This window comes from Pseudomonas sp. 05N36 (genome assembly GCF_056397385.1).
This window is the reverse complement of sequence record NZ_JBFTNH010000007.1, coordinates 98,096-117,435: the sequence shown is the minus strand read 5'-3', so window position 1 is coordinate 117,435 and position 19,340 is coordinate 98,096. Positions and strand designations below refer to the sequence as shown.

At 56.4% G+C, this 19,340-nt stretch carries 18 protein-coding genes; 6 read left to right on the top strand and 12 right to left on the bottom strand.

The features are described from left to right. Positions 1-102 precede the first annotated feature (102 nt). The 11 genes from atpB to rpmH all read right to left on the bottom strand — a co-directional run bounded on the left by atpB (position 103) and on the right by rpmH (position 10,313). A complete protein-coding gene (gene atpB, locus AC1DIH_RS11975; protein WP_054594856.1) occupies positions 103-972 on the bottom strand; it encodes a F0F1 ATP synthase subunit A in 870 nt (289 codons plus the stop codon). Between the two features lie 16 nt (positions 973-988). Further along, the gene (locus AC1DIH_RS11970) at positions 989-1,396 is read right to left on the bottom strand and encodes a F0F1 ATP synthase subunit I (RefSeq protein WP_123427104.1); all 408 of its coding nucleotides are present in this window, start codon (positions 1,394-1,396) and stop codon (positions 989-991) included. Positions 1,397-1,544: 148 nt separating this feature from the next. Then, entirely contained in the window at positions 1,545-2,417 is an 873-nt protein-coding gene (locus AC1DIH_RS11965) for a ParB/RepB/Spo0J family partition protein (protein WP_054594858.1), read from the bottom strand. 9 nt (positions 2,418-2,426) lie between these two features. Continuing rightward, on the bottom strand, positions 2,427-3,224 hold the full coding sequence (locus AC1DIH_RS11960; RefSeq protein ID WP_019694399.1) for a ParA family protein: 798 nt from the start codon (positions 3,222-3,224) through the stop codon (positions 2,427-2,429). 18 nt (positions 3,225-3,242) lie between these two features. Beyond that, positions 3,243-3,887, bottom strand: coding sequence for a 16S rRNA (guanine(527)-N(7))-methyltransferase RsmG (rsmG, locus tag AC1DIH_RS11955; protein WP_123584336.1), 645 nt, complete (start codon positions 3,885-3,887; stop codon positions 3,243-3,245). Further along, positions 3,884-5,782 (bottom strand): tRNA uridine-5-carboxymethylaminomethyl(34) synthesis enzyme MnmG, encoded by a 1,899-nt coding sequence (mnmG, locus tag AC1DIH_RS11950; protein ID WP_477771813.1) that lies wholly within the window; start codon positions 5,780-5,782, stop codon positions 3,884-3,886. The genes rsmG and mnmG overlap by 4 nt, the downstream gene beginning before the upstream one ends. Before the next feature lie 605 nt (positions 5,783-6,387). Then, entirely contained in the window at positions 6,388-7,758 is a 1,371-nt protein-coding gene (mnmE, locus tag AC1DIH_RS11945) for a tRNA uridine-5-carboxymethylaminomethyl(34) synthesis GTPase MnmE (protein ID WP_477771812.1), read from the bottom strand. Between the two features lie 79 nt (positions 7,759-7,837). After that, entirely contained in the window at positions 7,838-9,520 is a 1,683-nt protein-coding gene (yidC, locus tag AC1DIH_RS11940; protein ID WP_477771811.1) for a membrane protein insertase YidC, read from the bottom strand. Positions 9,521-9,522: 2 nt separating this feature from the next. Further along, positions 9,523-9,768: a membrane protein insertion efficiency factor YidD gene (gene yidD, locus AC1DIH_RS11935; protein WP_052966011.1), complete on the bottom strand. Its 246-nt coding sequence runs from the start codon at positions 9,766-9,768 to the stop codon at positions 9,523-9,525. After that, complete coding sequence (rnpA, locus tag AC1DIH_RS11930) at positions 9,761-10,162, bottom strand: ribonuclease P protein component (RefSeq protein WP_031319651.1); 402 nt, start codon at positions 10,160-10,162, stop codon at positions 9,761-9,763. The genes yidD and rnpA overlap by 8 nt, the downstream gene beginning before the upstream one ends. Before the next feature lie 16 nt (positions 10,163-10,178). Continuing rightward, a complete protein-coding gene (gene rpmH, locus AC1DIH_RS11925) occupies positions 10,179-10,313 on the bottom strand; it encodes a 50S ribosomal protein L34 (protein WP_003213577.1) in 135 nt (44 codons plus the stop codon). 565 nt (positions 10,314-10,878) lie between these two features. Here rpmH and dnaA point away from each other — a divergent pair. From dnaA to AC1DIH_RS11900, 5 genes are all read left to right on the top strand, one after another. Next, a complete protein-coding gene (gene dnaA, locus AC1DIH_RS11920) occupies positions 10,879-12,396 on the top strand; it encodes a chromosomal replication initiator protein DnaA (protein ID WP_477771810.1) in 1,518 nt (505 codons plus the stop codon). Positions 12,397-12,435: 39 nt separating this feature from the next. Continuing rightward, positions 12,436-13,539 carry a DNA polymerase III subunit beta gene (gene dnaN / locus AC1DIH_RS11915; RefSeq protein WP_095081049.1) on the top strand — a complete coding sequence of 368 codons (1,104 nt, stop codon included), beginning with the start codon at positions 12,436-12,438 and terminating at the stop codon, positions 13,537-13,539. Between the two features lie 20 nt (positions 13,540-13,559). Then, positions 13,560-14,663, top strand: coding sequence for a DNA replication/repair protein RecF (recF, locus tag AC1DIH_RS11910; RefSeq protein ID WP_019694407.1), 1,104 nt, complete (start codon positions 13,560-13,562; stop codon positions 14,661-14,663). Positions 14,664-14,667: 4 nt separating this feature from the next. Further along, a complete protein-coding gene (gene gyrB / locus AC1DIH_RS11905) occupies positions 14,668-17,085 on the top strand; it encodes a DNA topoisomerase (ATP-hydrolyzing) subunit B (RefSeq protein ID WP_477767195.1) in 2,418 nt (805 codons plus the stop codon). Positions 17,086-17,383: 298 nt separating this feature from the next. After that, positions 17,384-17,713 (top strand): hypothetical protein, encoded by a 330-nt coding sequence (locus AC1DIH_RS11900; protein WP_477771809.1) that lies wholly within the window; start codon positions 17,384-17,386, stop codon positions 17,711-17,713. Between the two features lie 122 nt (positions 17,714-17,835). Here AC1DIH_RS11900 and AC1DIH_RS11895 read toward each other — a convergent pair whose 3' ends face one another. Next, positions 17,836-18,555: a response regulator transcription factor gene (locus tag AC1DIH_RS11895; protein WP_477771808.1), complete on the bottom strand. Its 720-nt coding sequence runs from the start codon at positions 18,553-18,555 to the stop codon at positions 17,836-17,838. A 180-nt stretch (positions 18,556-18,735) separates the two neighbouring features. Between AC1DIH_RS11895 and AC1DIH_RS11890 the strand changes: the two genes are divergently transcribed. Further along, positions 18,736-19,026 carry a hypothetical protein gene (locus AC1DIH_RS11890; protein ID WP_477771807.1) on the top strand — a complete coding sequence of 97 codons (291 nt, stop codon included), beginning with the start codon at positions 18,736-18,738 and terminating at the stop codon, positions 19,024-19,026. The last annotated feature ends 314 nt before the right edge of the window (positions 19,027-19,340 follow it).

Here is a 19,340-nt window from a genome sequence, read left to right as displayed (position 1 = left end):
AGGTTTTTTAGATTAAAGCGGTAAAACAAATCGTTTCATCGAGCCCGGTACGGGCCCCCTCTCGCCGAAGCGAGAGGGACATCAGACTAGCCGAAGCCGGTCTTAATGGTTCTCTTCGTGCGCCATCGACAGGTAGACGATGGTCAGCATCATGAAGATAAACGCCTGCAGGGTGATGATCAGGATGTGGAACACAGCCCACGCCCACTGCAGCACAATGCCCAGACCGCTAAGCCAGAGCAGGCCGCTGCCGAACATCACGGCGATCAGGATAAACACCAGCTCGCCAGCGTACATGTTGCCGAACAGACGCAGTGCCAGCGAAATCGGCTTGGCAATCAGCGTCACGAATTCCAGCAGGAAGTTCACCGGAATCAGCAGGGCCTGAACAAAAATGTTCTTGCTGCCGAACGGGTGCAGGGTCAGTTCGCCGATGAAGCCGCCGATGCCCTTGATTTTGATGCTGTAGAAAATGATCAGCGCGAATACCGAGAAGGCCATGGCCAGCGTAGCGTTCGGGTCGGTGGTCGACACGGCGCGGAACGGGATCTCGTGGTTGCCGGAAATGGCCGCAGCCAGTTGCGGGATCCAGTCGACCGGTACCAGGTCGATGGCGTTCATCATGAACACCCAGACGAAGATGGTCAGTGCCAGAGGTGCAACCACCGGGCTACGACCATGGAAGCTGTCCTTCACGCTGCTGTCGACGAATTCGACCAATACTTCAACGAAGTTCTGCAAGGCACCTGGTACGCCGGAAGTCGCCTTCTTCGCCGCCATGCGGAAAAGAAGAACGAAGATCAGACCCAACGCGACCGACCAGCCGAGGGTATCGACGTGGAAAGCCCAGAAGCCCATTGCCTTGGCTTCTGCTGCGGTGTGGGCAAAGCCCCAGCCGCCGGTAGGTAGCTGACCGAAGGTCAGGTTTTGCAAGTGGTGCTGGATATAGCCCGAAGCGGATTCTGCTGCCATGGTTGCCTCAAACGCCCTAAGGTCTCGAAAGTCTTGTTCTCATCAGCAGGGGAGCGAACCAGCTGACCAGTTGGGTCAGCACGAAGACGCCGAATACAGCTAGCGGCGCCAGTGGCTTCACACCTGCGAACGTCAATGCAAAGAGCACTGCCGTCAAAATCAGTTTGCCCGCCTCGCCGGCATAAAAAGACCGGACAATGGCTTGAGCTGCTCGGGCGCCGGAAAACCGAAATGCCCTGTGAGCGAAATAAACATTGGGAAGCAAGGCTATCAGGCCTCCGCAGAGTCCTGAGTATCCGGCTACGACCCCATGCCATCGCCAGAGCGCCAAAGCGGCAAGCAGCAAGACGACAAATTGTGCCAATAACACCGGAAAAACCGCCAAGCGATGGAACGGCAAGCGGTTTGGCGTGCGGGTTTCCATCACTTTTGCTCCTCAAAGGCCGGCTGCCAGAATTCAATAACTTGGCATAATTTGTGCCGACAAAATGCGCGCAGAGTATAGGGGCGGTTCAGCCCCTATTCAACTGTCAGGTAGTGATTTCGAACTTCGCGCTACATGAGGAAATGTTTCAGCGGATATGTGCGAGGACGCCTTGAAGCTCATCAAGGGAGTTGTAGCCAATCACCAACTGCCCTTTGCCCTTCTTCCCGTGGCGGATCTGCACCGCAGAGCCTAGGCGCTCTGCCAGGCGTTGCTCGAGACGAGCGATATCCGGGTCAGGTTTTGAGGGTTCGGCAGGCGCCGGTTTACCACTCAACCACTGGCGAACCAGTGCCTCGGTCTGGCGTACGGTGAGGCCACGTGCGACAACATGTCGCGCCCCCTCGACCTGTTGATTTTCCGGCAAACCGAGCAGTGCACGGGCATGACCCATTTCCAGGTCGCCGTGGGACAGCATGGTCTTGATGACTTCCGGCAATGCAATCAGGCGCAACAAGTTGGCCACGGTCACGCGGGATTTGCCCACAGCTTCGGCGACTTGCTGCTGAGTCAGCTGGAATTCCTGCTGCAGACGCTGCAGGGCGACCGCTTCCTCGATCGGATTGAGGTCTTCGCGCTGAATGTTCTCGATCAACGCCATGGCGATTGCGGTTTCATCCGGCACATCGCGCACCATCGCCGGGATGGTTTCCTGGCCAGCCTGCTGGCTGGCGCGCCAGCGGCGTTCGCCGGCGATGATTTCAAAGCGGCCGGCACCGATCGGGCGAACCACGATCGGCTGCATCACGCCCTGAGCCTTGATCGACTGCGCCAGTTCTTCCAGCGCCTGGGGATCCATATCCCGACGCGGCTGGTACTTGCCACGCTGGATCAGATCCAGCGGCAGGTGTTGCAGCTCACGCTGATCGGCCTGCACCGCTTGCTCTTCAAGCGAACTGACAGTCGGACCACTCAGCAGTGCATCCAGTCCACGTCCGAGACCTCGTTTCTTGACGGCCATGGGGATTCCTTAAGTTGCCTGAGCAGCGGCAATGCGTGAATTTTTGCGTTGACGACGAACCATCTCGCCCGCCAGGGCCAGATAGGCCAGTGCGCCACGGGATTGTTTGTCATAGGCCAACGCCGGCATGCCATAACTTGGCGCTTCGGCCAGACGGATGTTGCGCGGTATCACGGTGTCGTACAGTTGCTCGCCGAAGTGTTCCTTGAGCTGCGCCGACACATCGTTCATCAGGCTCAGGCGCGGGTCATACATGGTCCGCAGCAGGCCTTCGATTTTCAGGTTCGGGTTCAGCAATTCAGCGATGCGCTTGATGTTATCCACAAGGTCGCTCAACCCTTCGAGCGCGAAATACTCGCACTGCATGGGGATAATCACCCCGTCGGAGGCAACCAGAGCATTGAGCGTGAGCATCGACAGCGACGGTGGGCAGTCGATCAAAATGTAATCGTAGTTCTCACGGATCGGCGCCAAAGCGCTGCGCAGACGGCTTTCCTTCATCTGCATTTCCAGCAGAACGACTTCAGCCGCGGTCAAATCGCGGTTGGCCGGCAACAACTGGTAACCACCGTGTTCGGAGAAGTGCATGGCCTGGGCCAGATCGCATTCGCCGATCAACAGGTCGTAGACCGAGTTTTCCAGACCGTGTTTATCCACACCGCTACCCATGGTGGCGTTGCCCTGTGGATCAAGATCGATCAACAGCACCCGACGCTTGGTCGCGACCAGGGATGCTGCGAGGTTGATGCAGGTGGTGGTCTTGCCCACACCACCCTTTTGGTTCGCTATCGCGAATACCTTAGCCATTCTTGCTTGTGTTCCCAATCATGCCGTGCGGCGCAGTATCAGCAGATGGCGTTGGCCTTGGCAACCGGGTACGGCCAGGGCGTGTTCGCTATCGAGGTGGAAGTCTGCTGGCAATGCTACCAGCTCATCGGCGGGATGAACGCCCTTCATTGCCAGCCAACGCGTATCGCTATCGCCCAAGTGGCGAGTCCAGTTGCTGAAGTTCTCCATGCTGCTGAATGCCCGGGAAATGATCCCGTTGAACGGCAGTTCAGGCGTGAAGGCTTCGACGCGACTGTGGATAACTTGCAGGTTATCCAGTTTGAGTTCGAGTTTGACCTGAGTCAGGAAGCGGGTTTTCTTGCCGTTGCTGTCCAGGCASGTCACTTGCGACTCGGGAAACAGGATCGCCAGTGGAATACCCGGCATGCCGCCGCCGCTGCCAACATCCAGCCAGCGGCCGTTTTCGATGAAGGACATCACGCTCAGGCTGTCGAGCAGGTGCCGCGAAACCATTTCGTCCGGATCACGCACGGCCGTGAGGTTGTAGGCCTTGTTCCATTTGATCAACAGGGCCAGATAACCCAGCAGCTGCGCGTGCTGTGTTTCAGTCAGGTTGACACCGAGCTGGCGAGCACCTGTGGATAACTCTTCGGCGTGTTGCGAGGTGACCAACGAACTCAAGCGCTTTGCTCCAACTGACGGCCCGCGCCGCGTTTTTTCAAATGAATCATCAACAGCGAAATCGCTGCCGGGGTCACGCCCGGAATCCGCGAAGCCTGGCCCAGGGTCTCTGGACGGGTCGCGCCGAGCTTGCTCTGGATCTCTTTGGAGAGACCGGAGATGTTCGTGTAATCGATATCCACAGGCAATTTGGTGTCTTCACTGGCCCGCAGGCGAGCGATTTCATCTTGCTGGCGGTCGATGTAACCGGCGTATTTGGTCTTGATTTCGACCTGCTCGGCGACCTGTGGATCTTCTGCACCGGCGCCGGTCACCGAGATCAGACCAGCGTAGTCGATTTCCGGACGGGTCAGCAGGTTCAGCAAGTTGTATTCGTGAGTCAGCGGCGTGCCGAATTTTTCGGCGATCGCATCGCCCTGCTCCGTACCGGGGCGAACCCAGGTGCTTTTCAGGCGTTGCTCTTCCAGTTCGATGCTTTCGCGTTTTTTGCAGAAAGCCGCCCAGCGCACGTCGTCCACCAGACCCAGTTCGCGACCTTTTTCGGTCAAGCGCAGGTCGGCGTTGTCTTCGCGCAGGATCAAACGGTATTCGGCACGGGACGTGAACATCCGATACGGTTCCTGGGTACCCAGGGTAATCAGGTCGTCGACCAATACGCCGATGTACGCTTCGTCGCGACGCGGGCACCAGCTGTCTTTGCCCTGGGCACGCAATGCGGCGTTGGCCCCGGCCAGCAAACCTTGGGCGCCGGCTTCTTCGTAACCGGTGGTGCCGTTGATTTGCCCGGCAAAGAACAGGCCGCCGATGACTTTGGTTTCGAGGCTGTACTTCAGGTCACGCGGATCGAAGTAGTCGTACTCGATGGCGTAGCCCGGGCGAACGATATGGGCGTTTTCCATGCCGCGAATCGACTGCACGATCTGCAATTGCACGTCGAACGGCAAGGATGTGGATATCCCGTTCGGGTACAGCTCGTGGGTGGTCAAACCTTCCGGCTCGATGAAGACCTGATGGCTTTCCTTGTCGGCAAAGCGGTGGATCTTGTCTTCGATCGACGGGCAGTAACGCGGGCCGATGCCTTCGATCTCACCGGCAGCGGAATACATAGGCGAACGGTCGAGGTTCGCGGCAATGATTTCGTGAGTTCGGGCGTTGGTGTGGGTAATCCAGCAACTGACCTGTGCGGGGTGTTGTTCTTTGGACCCCAGGAACGACATCACCGGGATCGGCGTATCGCCCGGTTGCTCGGTCATCACCGAGAAATCCACAGAGCGGCCGTCGATACGCGGCGGAGTACCGGTTTTCAAACGACCCACACGCAATGGCAGTTCACGCAGACGGTGAGCCAGTGCGATTGATGGTGGATCACCGGCGCGACCGCCGGAAAAATTCTGCAAACCGATGTGGATAAGTCCACCGAGGAACGTACCGGTGGTCAACACTACGGAATCGGCGAAGAACCGCAGGCCCATTTGGGTGACAACACCACGCACTTGTTCCTGTTCGACGATCAGGTCGTCGGCGGCCTGTTGAAATATCCACAGGTTCGGCTGGTTCTCCAGAATCTCGCGCACAGCGGCCTTGTACAGAACGCGATCGGCCTGGGCGCGAGTAGCGCGCACGGCTGGGCCTTTGCGGCTGTTCAAGACGCGAAACTGAATACCACCTTTATCGGTCGCCATGGCCATCGCACCGCCAAGGGCATCGATTTCCTTGACCAGATGGCTCTTGCCGATCCCGCCAATCGCGGGGTTGCAACTCATTGCTCCGAGGGTTTCCACGTTATGCGTCAGCAACAGGGTTTTTGCCCCCATACGTGCTGATGCAAGTGCTGCCTCGGTACCGGCATGACCGCCGCCGATGACGATCACTTCAAAACGGGAAGGGAAATCCACCACGCACCTCGTGCCTGCTTCAGTTGGGTAATCAGGAATAGTTTGAGCTCAGGTTTTTGGACCTGGTCGACAAGTATAGGGACTTCGCCCTTCCTAAAGAACCCTTTGCACAAAATTTAACCAGCTGTGGGTAAGTCACGGACAATAGAAATTAAAAAGAAAGAAATTTATTAAATCTTTGTTTTTATGTTTATTTCTATAGAGCACCCTTTCTGTGGATAAATCGATACAGCCCTTTATTTTCAATGTGTACAGAGTATTGAAAGCCTGTGGTCATGTGCCAATGAGGCCCTTGGATAACCGGTGTAAGCCTGTGGATGAATGGGGTGGTTATCCACAGAGGTGGATTTCCTCAGTTTTGAAGCCCTGTTATCAACCGTGCTCAGTGGCAGTTATTCACAGGGCTTAATCCACAGAAAAGCGCTGAATGGAGCAAATTCCGCCCACGGGGAAACCACCGAAGCGATCGATGCCGCTCGGCGATGAGAAAAATTCGGGAGATACACAGACTTGTGGGAGCTGGCTTGCCTGCGATTTAAGCAACACGGTGTGTCAGACACGCCGCCTCGCGAGCAAGCTCAGCTCCTACGGAGGGAGAGGTGAGGTTATTTACCGATGCAGAAGCTGGAAAAGATCCTGCCCAACAGATCGTCGGAGCTGAATTCGCCGGTAATTTCACCCAACGACTGCTGTGCCTGACGCAAATCTTCAGCCAGCAGCTCTCCGGCACCGGCCAAAGTCAGTTGCGCACGTCCATGCTCGAGTGAGGTACTGGCATGTCGCAGAGCCTCCAGATGACGCCGGCGGGCGCTGAAGCTGCTTTCCGAGGTCTGCTCATAGCCCATGCAGGCCTTGAGATGGTCACGCAGCAGTTCCAGGCCTTCGCCAGCCGACTTGGCGCTCAAGCTGATGGTCACGTGACCATCTTCACTGACTTCCAGCGCTATCGCCTCCCCGGTCAGGTCTGCCTTGTTACGGATCAAGGTCACTTTGGCCGGATCCGGGCGCTGCTCGAGGAATTCAGGCCACAAGGCAAAAGGATCAAGTGCCTCAGGCGCGGTGGCATCGACCACCAGCAATACCCGATCTGCCTCGCTGATGGCCTTCAATGCCCGTTCCACACCGATTTTCTCGACCTGGTCTTCGGTGTCGCGCAAACCAGCGGTGTCGACCACATGCAGCGGCATACCGTCGATGTGGATATGTTCGCGCAGGATGTCCCGGGTCGTGCCGGCAATCTCGGTAACAATCGCCGCTTCTCGGCCGGCCAATGCGTTGAGCAGACTGGATTTACCGGCGTTAGGACGACCGGCAATCACCACGGTCATGCCGTCACGCAGCAATGCGCCCTGCCCGGCTTCACGCAACACGGTGGATAACTCATCGCGCACCGCATCGAGCATCTTCAGCACGTGGCCATCGGCAAGGAAGTCGATTTCTTCTTCAGGGAAGTCGATTGCCGCCTCAACGTAGATCCGCAATGCAATCAATTGCTCGGTGAGGTTATGCACACGCTGCGAAAATGCGCCTTGCAACGAACGCAGTGCATTTCGGGCGGCCTGCGCAGAACTCGCTTCGATCAAATCGGCGATGGCTTCGGCCTGGGCCAGGTCGAGTTTGTCGTTGAGGAACGCGCGTTCGCTGAATTCACCCGGCCGGGCCAGACGGCAACCCAATTGCAGGCAGCGCTGCAGCAACATATCCAGAACGATCGGACCGCCGTGGCCCTGGAGTTCCAGCACATCTTCGCCAGTGAACGAATTCGGTCCAGGAAAATACAGGGCGATGCCTTCGTCCAGCACTTCCTCGCTTTCACTGAGAAACGGGCCGTAATGGGCGAACCGCGGTTTCAGTTCGCGACCGCTGATGGCTTTCGCCGCGACACTCGCCAGCGGTCCGGAAATACGGACGATACCGACACCACCACGGCCTTGAGCAGTGGCGACGGCGGCAATGGTTTCACGAGGAGCGCTCATGATTCGATATCCAGATAAAAATGACGGATAGCAAAACGCCCCACTAGGGGGCGTTTTGAGTGGTTATCCACAGAGTAAGTTATGCAGCCGCTTTTTTGGTAGCCGCTTCAATCTTACGTGTGATGTACCACTGTTGGGTGATGGACAGGCAGTTGTTCACAACCCAGTACAGCACCAGACCCGCAGGGAACCACAGGAAGAAGAAGGTGAAGATGATTGGCATCAGCTTCATCACCTTGGCCTGCATCGGATCCGGAGGAGTCGGGTTCAACTGCTGCTGGATGAACATGGTTGCGCCCATGATGATCGGCAGAATGAAGAACGGATCCTTGATCGACAGGTCAGTAATCCACAGCATGAACGGTGCCTGGCGCATTTCCACGCTTTCCAGGAGAACCCAGTACAGCGAAAGGAAAACCGGCATCTGCACGAGGATTGGCAAGCAACCACCCAGCGGATTGATCTTCTCTTTCTTGTACAGCTCCATCATGGCTTGCGACATTTTCTGCCGGTCATCGCCATGTTGCTCTTTCAGCGCAGCCAGTTTCGGCGCCACTGCACGCATGCGCGCCATGGATTTGTAGCTGGCGGCCGACAGTGGGAAGAAGATCCCCTTGATCAGCATGGTCAGGAAGATGATCGACCAGCCCCAGTTACCAACGATCGCGTGGATATGTTGCAGCAGCCAGAAGATCGGCTGGGCGATGAACCACAGAATGCCGTAGTCGACCGTCAGTTCCAGGCCTGGGGATAACTCTTTCAGTATCGCCTGGCTTTTCGGACCTGCGTACAACGTAGCGCTGGTTTCAGCCTTGGCACCTGGCGCAACGGACAATACCGGGCCAGTGAAACCGATGATGTAGTTGCCTTGGCTGTCTTTGCGAGTCTGCACCACGTTGCTGTCGTTCTTGGCTGGAATCCAGGCAGTCACGAAGTAGTGTTGCAGCCAGGCGACCCAGCCACCGTTAACGGTTTCTTTCAACGACGCCTTGTCGATATCTTTCATCGACACTTTTTTGTATGGCTCTGCACTTGTCCACAGGGCAGCGCCCAGGTAAGTCGCAGTACCGGTAGCGGTTGTGGAAGAAGGATCGGCACTTGCATCGCGCTTGAGCTGGGCAAACAGGTTGCCCGTCCAGGCTTTATCGCTGGTGTTGTCGATCAGATAAGTGACTTTCAGATCGTACAGACCGCGAGTAAAGCTGAAGCGCTTGATGTAATTGACGCCAGCGTCGCTGAATTTCAGGTCAACGTTGAGCTGGTTCTGGCCATCAGCCAGTTGATAAGTCTTCTGTTCGGTCGAGTAAACCGGACGACCGGTAGCGCGAGCATCCGGACCGTTGGTACCGGTCAGGCCGCTTTGGGCCAGGTAAGTACGTTCGCCACCGTTATCAAACAGCTGGAACGGAATTTCCGGATGGTCCTGACGACGTGGATACAGCGGCAGCATCAGCTGGGCGATATCACCACCTTGAGGATCGATAGCCAGTTCGAGCACATCCGTTTTGACATGGATGAGATCTTTATTGGTGACTACCGGCGTTGCGGTAGGGGCACTGATATCGGTATTCGCGCTGGGTACATCGGCACTGGCGGCAGCATTGTTACCAAGTGGCGTATCCGGAATAGCCGGGGCAGCCTGATTGGAAGCAACATTCTGAGTCGGCAAGGCAGCCTGACCATAGTCCTGGTTCCATTTCAGAACCATAACGTAGGACACGATTGCCAGGGCGACGATCAGGATCGTGCGTTTAATATCCATGATTACTCGGCCATCGAAGAAGAACGGGAGGTAGGGATAGATGGAACCGGGTCATAACCACCGGGATTCCACGGATGACAGCGACCTAAACGACGAAAGGTCAGCCAGCCACCGCGCAGAAGGCCATGATTTTCTATGGCTTCATACGCGTAGCAGGAACAACTGGGGTAGAAACGACAGTGGCTGGCCATCAAAGGACTAATGGCATAGCGATAAAACTGGATCGGAACGAGCGCCAGTTTACGCATCAGTGCTGTCTACCCCTACAGTTTCGGTTTTGACTGCTGGTACCGGCGTGCTGCGTGCCAGACGTTTCCAGAGTTTGCCGAAATGCTGAATCAATTCGGGGTTTTCTACATCACCCAAACCTTTGCGCGCGACGATAACGATATCCCAACCAACCAGAGAATCCTGGTGGAGGCGAAACGATTCGCGCATCAAACGCTTGAGGCGATTGCGCTCAACGGAGAGCTTCACACTCTTTTTCCCGATAACCAGCCCTAGTCGGGGGTGATCGAGATCGTTGGTGCGTGCAAGGAGCAGGAGATTTTTCCCCGGAACCTTGCCGGTAGGGGAGTCAAAGACTGCCTTGAAATGCCGGGGGGTAAGCAAACGCTTTTCCCGACTGAAGTCCTGACTCACCTCCAGTACCGGATTATCAAACTGCCAGACGCGCACGACCTTTGGCGCGACGACGCGACAGGACGGCACGGCCGTTCTTGGTAGCCATGCGAGCACGGAAACCGTGGGTACGAGCGCGTTTGATAGTGCTTGGTTGGAAAGTACGTTTCATGTCGTGTTACCTGGTTCGTCCACAACGGGCCGGAATGGCCCCCGTTTTAAGAGACCGGGGATTCTAGAGAAAGCAAGCCTCTAGGTCAATTTCCAACCAACGTTTCCTTTAAATGGATATCCGCAGGGTTCGTTCTTGAAAGGTGGACAGCTAGATATAAAAATAAAGAAGGGAATTATTTAAAGCTTTTCTGTAAAGCTTATAAAAGCTAGACTCGCCATTCTCTGTGGATAAGTACCTTTAGCCCTTCTATTCCGTGCTGTACAGAGAATGACAACTACAGTGGAAAACGGTGGTCAGCCTGTGCTGCGCTGTCGGATAAGCTGTGTGTGGAAAGGGTGGTTATCCACAGGCAGGTTACCCACAGAGTTTGCCCCCCACTTGTACAACGAGCTTAAGTGGGTTTATCCACAGAGCTTATGCACAGACCATTGGTCGTCTTTTTTGCGTATAACGCGTTGATTCTTCGACACCCGTGAGCAACCTACGTGTGGATAAGTCGGCGTCTGGTCGCTACAATGGCCGCTTGTTTTTGCCTCACCGGCTTTCAACTTAGGGGATATCCGTGTCAGTGGAACTTTGGCAGCAGTGCGTGGAGCTTTTGCGCGATGAGCTGCCTGCCCAACAATTCAACACTTGGATCCGTCCACTACAGGTCGAAGCCGAAGGCGACGAGTTGCGTGTCTACGCACCGAATCGCTTTGTTCTCGACTGGGTCAACGAAAAGTACCTGAGCCGCGTGCTCGAGTTGCTGGATGAGCACGGCAATGGCATGGCGCCGGCGCTTTCCTTATTAATAGGCAGCAAACGCAGTTCAGCACCTCGTGCTGCGCCGAATGCACCGTTGGCCGCAGCGGCGTCTCAAGCCCAGGCCGCGGCTGCACCTGCACCCGTCAGTGCACCTGCGCCTGCCACGTCGACCAAGCGTGCAACACAAAAAGCCGCCGAGGTCAGCGAAGAACCATCTCGCGACAGCTTCGACCCAATGGCCGGCGCCAGTTCGCAACAGGCCCCGGTACGTGCAGAACAACGCACTGTGCAGGTCGAAGGCGCGCTCAAGCACACCAGTTACCTGAACCGCACCTTTACCTTCGAGAACTTTGTCGAAGGTAAGTCCAACCAACTGGCCCGTGCGGCAGCCTGGCAGGTCGCGGACAATCCCAAGCACGGTTACAACCCGCTGTTCCTGTATGGCGGCGTTGGCTTGGGTAAAACCCACTTGATGCACGCTGTGGGTAACCACCTATTAAAGAAGAACCCGAATGCCAAGGTCGTGTACCTGCATTCCGAGCGCTTCGTGGCCGACATGGTCAAGGCTTTGCAGCTGAATGCGATCAACGAGTTCAAGCGCTTCTACCGTTCGGTCGATGCGCTGCTGATCGATGACATTCAGTTCTTCGCCCGCAAGGAACGTTCCCAGGAAGAATTCTTCCACACGTTCAACGCCCTGCTTGAAGGTGGCCAACAGGTCATCCTCACCAGTGACCGTTATCCGAAAGAAATCGAAGGCCTTGAAGAGCGCTTGAAATCGCGCTTCGGCTGGGGATTGACGGTTGCCGTCGAGCCGCCGGAACTGGAAACCCGTGTCGCGATTCTGATGAAGAAGGCTGACCAGGCTAAAGTCGACCTGCCACACGATGCCGCATTCTTCATTGCCCAGCGTATTCGTTCCAACGTCCGTGAACTCGAAGGCGCGCTCAAACGCGTAATCGCCCACTCGCACTTCATGGGCCGCGATATCACCATCGAGTTGATTCGCGAATCCTTGAAGGACCTGTTGGCGCTTCAGGACAAACTGGTCTCTGTGGATAACATTCAGCGCACGGTCGCGGAGTACTACAAGATCAAGATTTCGGATTTGCTGTCCAAGCGCCGTTCGCGTTCGGTCGCACGTCCACGGCAAGTGGCCATGGCGCTGTCCAAGGAACTGACCAACCACAGTTTGCCGGAAATCGGCGACGTATTTGGCGGTCGCGACCACACCACGGTTTTGCACGCATGCCGCAAGATCAACGAACTTAAGGAATCCGACGCGGACATCCGCGAGGACTACAAGAACCTGCTGCGTACACTGACCACTTGATGAACACCAGCGCAGCTTATTAAGGCAAGGGACTAGACCATGCATTTCACCATTCAACGCGAAGCCCTGTTGAAACCCCTGCAACTGGTCGCAGGCGTCGTCGAGCGCCGACAGACCTTGCCGGTGCTTTCCAACGTGCTGCTGGTTGTCGAAGGCCAGCAGTTGTCGCTGACCGGTACCGACCTGGAAGTCGAACTGGTCGGTCGTGTGCAACTCGAAGAACCGGCCGAGCCGGGCGAAATCACTGTCCCGGCGCGTAAGCTGATGGACATCTGCAAGAGCCTGCCGAACGACGCGCTGATCGACATCAAGGTCGATGAGCAGAAACTCGTCGTGAAAGCCGGCCGTAGCCGCTTCACCCTGTCGACGTTGCCAGCCAACGATTTCCCGACGGTGGAAGAAGGCCCGGGCTCGCTGACCTGCACTCTTGCGCAGAGCAAACTGCGTCGTTTGATCGAGCGCACCAGCTTCGCCATGGCTCAGCAGGACGTTCGCTACTACCTCAACGGCATGTTGCTGGAAGTCTCGGCGGGCATCATCCGCGCCGTGGCCACCGACGGTCACCGTCTGGCCATGTGCTCGATGCAGGCTGACATCGGCCAGCCGGATCGCCACCAGGTAATCGTTCCACGTAAAGGTATTCTGGAACTGGCGCGTTTGCTGACCGAGCCGGACGGCAATGTCAGCATCGTCCTGGGCCAGCACCATATTCGCGCCACCACCGGCGAATTCACCTTTACCTCGAAACTGGTCGACGGCAAATTCCCTGACTACGAGCGCGTTCTGCCAAAAGGCGGCGACAAGCTGGTATTGGGCGACCGCCAGGCACTGCGTGAAGCGTTCAGTCGTACCGCGATTCTGTCCAACGAGAAGTACCGCGGCATCCGTCTGCAACTGGCCAACGGTCAGCTGAAGATCCAGGCGAACAACCCGGAACAGGAAGAAGCGGAAGAAGAAGTTGGCGTTGAGTACAACGGTGGCTCGCTGGAAATCGGCTTCAACGTGAGCTATCTGCTCGACGTACTGGGCGTGATGACCACTGAGCAAGTGCGTTTGATCCTGTCTGACTCCAACAGCAGTGCGCTGGTGCAAGAGTCCGACAACGACGACTCGGCTTACGTTGTCATGCCGATGCGCCTGTAAACATGTTCAGCAGACGCTAGATGTCCCTCAGTCGTGTCTCGGTCACCGCGGTGCGCAATCTGCACCCGGTGACCTTCTCCCCCTCCCCCCGCATCAATATCCTGTACGGCGCCAACGGCAGCGGCAAAACCAGTGTTCTGGAAGCCATTCATCTGCTGGGGCTCGCCCGTTCATTTCGCAGTACCCGCCTTTTACCGGTTATCCAGTACGAGCAGTTAGCGTGCACGGTGTTTGGTCAGGTGGAATTGGCCGAGGGCGGGCACAGCGCATTGGGGATATCCCGGGACCGCCAAGGGGAGTTCCAGATTCGCATCGACGGGCAGAATGCCCGCAGTGCTGCGCAACTGGCAGAAATCCTGCCGCTGCAATTGATCAACCCCGACAGCTTCCGCCTGTTGGAAGGCGCCCCGAAAATTCGCCGACAGTTTCTGGATTGGGGCGTGTTCCACGTGGAACCACGTTTCATGTCCACCTGGCAGCGCTTGCAGAAGGCCTTGCGCCAGAGAAACTCTTGGCTGCGGCATGGTACACTTGACGCCGTTTCGCAAGCGGTTTGGGACAGAGAATTGTGCCAGGCCAGCGCTGAAATTGATGAATACCGCCGCGCTTATATCAAAGCCTTGAAACCAGTCTTTGAACAGACCTTGAGCGAACTCGTCGAACTCGAGGGCTTAACGCTTAGCTATTACCGGGGGTGGGACAAGGAGCGAGAGCTGAGTGCAGTCCTCGCCGCGTCCGTTCACCGGGATCAGCAAATGGGGCATACCCAGGCCGGACCACAACGCGCTGATTTGCGTCTTCGATTGGGCGCACACAATGCCGCAGACATCTTGTCTCGTGGTCAGCAGAAGTTGGTGGTCTGTGCATTGCGGATTGCCCAAGGGCATTTGGTCAGCCAGGCCCGGCGCGGCCAATGTATTTATCTGGTGGATGACTTGCCGTCCGAGCTGGATGAGCAGCACCGCCGCGCGCTTTGCCGTTTGCTGGAAGACTTACGCTGCCAGGTTTTTATCACCTGTGTAGATCACGAATTATTGAGGGAAGGCTGGCAGACGGAAACGCCAGTCGCCCTGTTCCACGTGGAACAGGGCCGTATCACCCAGACCCACGACCATCGGGAGTGAAGGCATGAGCGAAGAAAATACGTACGACTCAACGAGCATTAAAGTGCTGAAAGGCCTGGATGCCGTACGCAAACGTCCCGGTATGTACATTGGTGACACCGACGATGGCAGCGGTCTGCACCACATGGTGTTCGAGGTGGTCGATAACTCGATCGACGAAGCTTTGGCTGGTCATTGCGACGACATCAGTATCATCATCCACCCGGACGAATCCATCACCGTGCGCGACAACGGTCGCGGCATTCCGGTAGACGTGCATAAAGAAGAAGGCGTCTCGGCAGCCGAGGTCATCATGACCGTGCTGCACGCCGGCGGTAAATTCGATGACAACTCCTACAAAGTATCCGGCGGTCTGCACGGTGTAGGTGTGTCGGTTGTAAACGCCCTGTCCGAAGAACTGATCCTGACCGTTCGCCGTAGCGGCAAGATCTGGGAACAGACGTACGTCCACGGTGTTCCGCAAGAACCGATGAAAATCGTTGGTGAGAGCGAATCCACTGGTACGCAGATTCACTTCAAGCCTTCGGCTGAAACTTTCAAGAACATCCACTTCAGCTGGGACATCCTGGCCAAGCGGATTCGTGAACTGTCCTTCCTCAACTCCGGTGTCGGCATCGTCCTCAAGGACGAGCGCAGCGGCAAGGACGAGCTGTTCAAGTACGAAGGCGGCCTGCGTGCGTTCGTTGAATACCTGAACACCAACAAGACTCCGGTCAACCAGGTGTTCCACTTCAACATCCAGCGTGAAGACGGCATTGGCGTGGAAATCGCCCTGCAGTGGAACGACAGCTTCAACGAGAACCTGTTGTGCTTCACCAACAACATTCCTCAGCGCGATGGCGGCACTCACCTGGTGGGTTTCCGTTCGGCACTGACGCGTAACCTGAATACCTATATCGAAGCAGAAGGCCTGGCGAAGAAACACAAAGTCGCCACCACCGGTGACGATGCCCGTGAAGGCCTGACCGCGATCATTTCGGTCAAGGTGCCGGATCCGAAGTTCAGCTCCCAGACCAAAGACAAGCTGGTTTCTTCCGAAGTGAAGACCGCGGTCGAACAGGAAATGGGCAAGTACTTCTCCGACTTCCTGCTGGAAAACCCGAACGAAGCCAAGCTGGTTGTCGGTAAGATGATCGACGCGGCCCGTGCTCGTGAAGCGGCGCGTAAAGCCCGTGAGATGACCCGTCGTAAAGGCGCGCTGGATATCGCCGGCCTGCCGGGCAAACTGGCTGACTGCCAGGAAAAAGACCCTGCCCTGTCCGAACTGTACCTCGTGGAAGGTGACTCTGCTGGCGGCTCCGCCAAGCAGGGACGTAACCGCAAGACCCAGGCGATTCTGCCCCTCAAGGGCAAGATCCTGAACGTCGAGAAGGCACGTTTCGACAAGATGATCTCTTCGCAAGAAGTTGGCACCTTGATCACCGCGCTGGGTTGCGGCATTGGCCGCGACGAGTACAACATCGACAAGTTGCGTTATCACAACATCATCATCATGACCGATGCTGACGTCGACGGTTCGCACATCCGTACCCTGCTGCTGACCTTCTTCTTCCGTCAGCTGCCGGAGCTGATCGAGCGTGGCTACATCTACATCGCTCAGCCGCCGTTGTACAAAGTGAAGAAAGGCAAGCAAGAGCAATACATCAAAGACGACGACGCCATGGAAGAGTACATGACGCAGTCGGCCCTGGAAGATGCGAGCCTGCACTTGAACGAGGAAGCACCGGGTATCTCCGGCGAAGCCCTCGAGCGTCTGGTGAATGATTTCCGTCTGGTGATGAAGACTCTCAAGCGTCTGTCGCGCCTGTACCCACAGGAACTGACCGAGCACTTCATCTACCTGCCAGCGGTGAGCATGGACCAACTGTCCGATCACGCAGCGATGCAGAACTGGTTGGCTCAGTACGAAGTTCGCCTGCGCACCGTCGAGAAATCCGGCCTGGTCTACAAAGCCAGCCTGCGTGAAGACCGTGAACGTAACGTCTGGCTGCCAGAGGTCGAACTGATCTCCCACGGCCTGTCGAACTACGTCACCTTCAACCGCGACTTCTTCGGCAGCAACGACTACAAGACCGTCGTCTCCCTGGGCGCTCAACTGAGCACCCTTCTGGACGAAGGCGCTTATATTCAGCGCGGCGAGCGCAAGAAAGCTGTCACCGAGTTCAAGGAAGCCCTTGAATGGTTGATGGCCGAAAGCACCAAGCGTCACACCATCCAGCGATACAAAGGTCTGGGTGAGATGAACCCGGATCAGCTGTGGGAAACCACCATGGACCCAGGCTCGCGCCGGATGCTCAAAGTGACTATCGAAGACGCCATTGGCGCGGACCAGATCTTCAACACCCTGATGGGTGATGCGGTCGAACCACGCCGTGACTTCATCGAAAGCAACGCCTTGGCAGTCTCTAACCTGGACTTCTGATCCGGTGTTGGTTCACACAGTAGTTGCTCATTTACACCCATAAATGAGTCCGGCTCCCCCTAAGAGGTGAGTCAGAAAAAAGGCCTGCGCACCGCGCGGGCCTTTTTTTTTTCTGAACATCGAGGCTCGACTATCCTTAGAGTTTCTGTGCTGCGCAGCTTCCTTTTAGCTTCAGTAATAGTGAACTGGCGAGACTGAATCGTGTCTATGAAATCAGGGACGACTCAGTAACTACATGGCCGGCGGTACTGATCAAATCAACCGGGCCAGCCCTTAAAGCGTTCAGTAGGAATCAAACATGTCTAAGAAGCTTGCTGCTGTTTTGTTGTCCGTCGTTGTGGGTATGGTTGCCGGTAATGCAATGGCTGCTGATGGCCAGTGGAAAAAAGATCACCCGCGTCGAGCCGAGGTAAATAGTCGTCTGGCCAACCAGAACAAGCGAATCCATAACGAAGTCAAAGAAGGCGAAATGACCAAGGGACAGGCGGCCAATCTGCATAAGGAAGACCGCCAGATTCGTCAGGAAGAACGCGACATGGCTAGCCAGAACAAAGGGCACATCACCAAGCAGGAACAAAAGAGCCTTAACCAGCAAGAAAATGCGGTAAGCCACCAGATTGGCGGCTAGGTTCAATTTTCTTCTATTGAACGGGTGTCTGTTTTGAGACTGCACCCGGTACAAGCTGCAAAATTGAAAAAGGCCAACGCTCAGCGTTGGCCTTTTTTTGCTCACGAGAAACCTGTGAAAGGTTACTCGCTCGCAGCCGCGACGCTTTCCAGTCGATACCCATACCCGTATATCGTCAGCAACTGCCAACCCCGATCGGCCGTCAGCCCCAACTTGTTGCGCAGGCGGTAGATGTGCGTATCCAGTGGCCGTGAAGACACCATCTCTTCATGGGTCCAGAAACGCTCGTAGAGATATTCCCGCGACAGCGGCCGGCCCAGGTTGGCAAACAGGCAGCGGGCCAGACGGTATTCGCGTTCGGTCAGGCTGATGGGTTTTCCAGCGCGGGTCACCGTCAGTTCGGCGTCATCGAAGTTCAGATCGTTGAAACTCAGCACTTCGCTGGCAGCATTGCGCTGCAAGCCGTGTCGGCGCAGTACGGCACTGACACGGGCCTGGAGCTCATTGGGACGGAACGGTTTGCTGACGTAATCATCGGCGCCGGCGTTCAAGGCCTGGACGATGTCACTCTCGGCATCGCGGCTGGTGAGCATGATGGCGGCGGGAGGTGCCTCCATATGTTCGCGGGTCCAGCGCAGCAGCGATAGACCGCTGATATCAGGCAGCTGCCAGTCGAGTAACAACAGGTCGAAAGTCTCGCGTCGAAGCTGGCGTAGCAGGTCTTCGCCGCGCTCGAAGCTGTGCAAGGTCCACACTTGCTCTCCGGCTCCGGGAATCTGTCGCAGTGTCTGTTCCACCCGGCGTAGCTCGGCGGGTTCGTCATCCAGTATTGCGACACGCATGCGGGGCGTTCCTTCATCTCGTAGAGTGCGATGGGTAAAAATCCTATGTGCGGAGTTTAGGCTGATTGTCTGAATCTGAACAATTGTGGTGAATTGCTCCAGATTCCCTGCGTCTGGGTAGGCTGATATCAATTGGCCGTCAACCGACAGATATCAGCTCGAAGACTCGAGGACGCAGCGATGAGGAACAGCCGGAATGTTCGTGCACTGATCGCGAAGGTGACCAAGGACAAGGCGCTGACATGCTGCCTGTCGTTGGCATTTTTGGCTTACGTGGGGGTTGCCTCGCAGACCGTGAGTTCAAGTAGCGAAGCGCCGGATCAACACGTATCACAGCGCTATTTCAGTCCCCCGGTGCTGAATGTGGCGTTCAGTGATTCACGGGGCTTCGCACCGGTGAGCACTCCCGCAGATGGCGAGCAACCGGCGCCACTGCGGCTTCCTGAAGAGCAGCAGCGCTGGGTGTTCTAACGGCGGCTCGGGCAATTCTGAACAAATGTGGAGAATTGCCTCATCGAACGTCGAGGTCGGTAAATTCTCAAGCGTTGAGTGGCACAGGAGCATTCGGAAGTGCTCCGACACAGGGAGTGTCATCGCCAACCTGGCGGGACCGCCGATCGCCGGTTCGCTTGCGGTCTGCAGTTCAGGGGAAAAAAAGGAGTGCCGTCTCACATTGTAAAACCGGATCGATACTGATTCGGTTCCGACACACGGATGTGTCACCTCCTCCCCTCTTCGATTTGTTTGCCTTTATGGATATCCGCGACTGATTTGTAATGGATGCG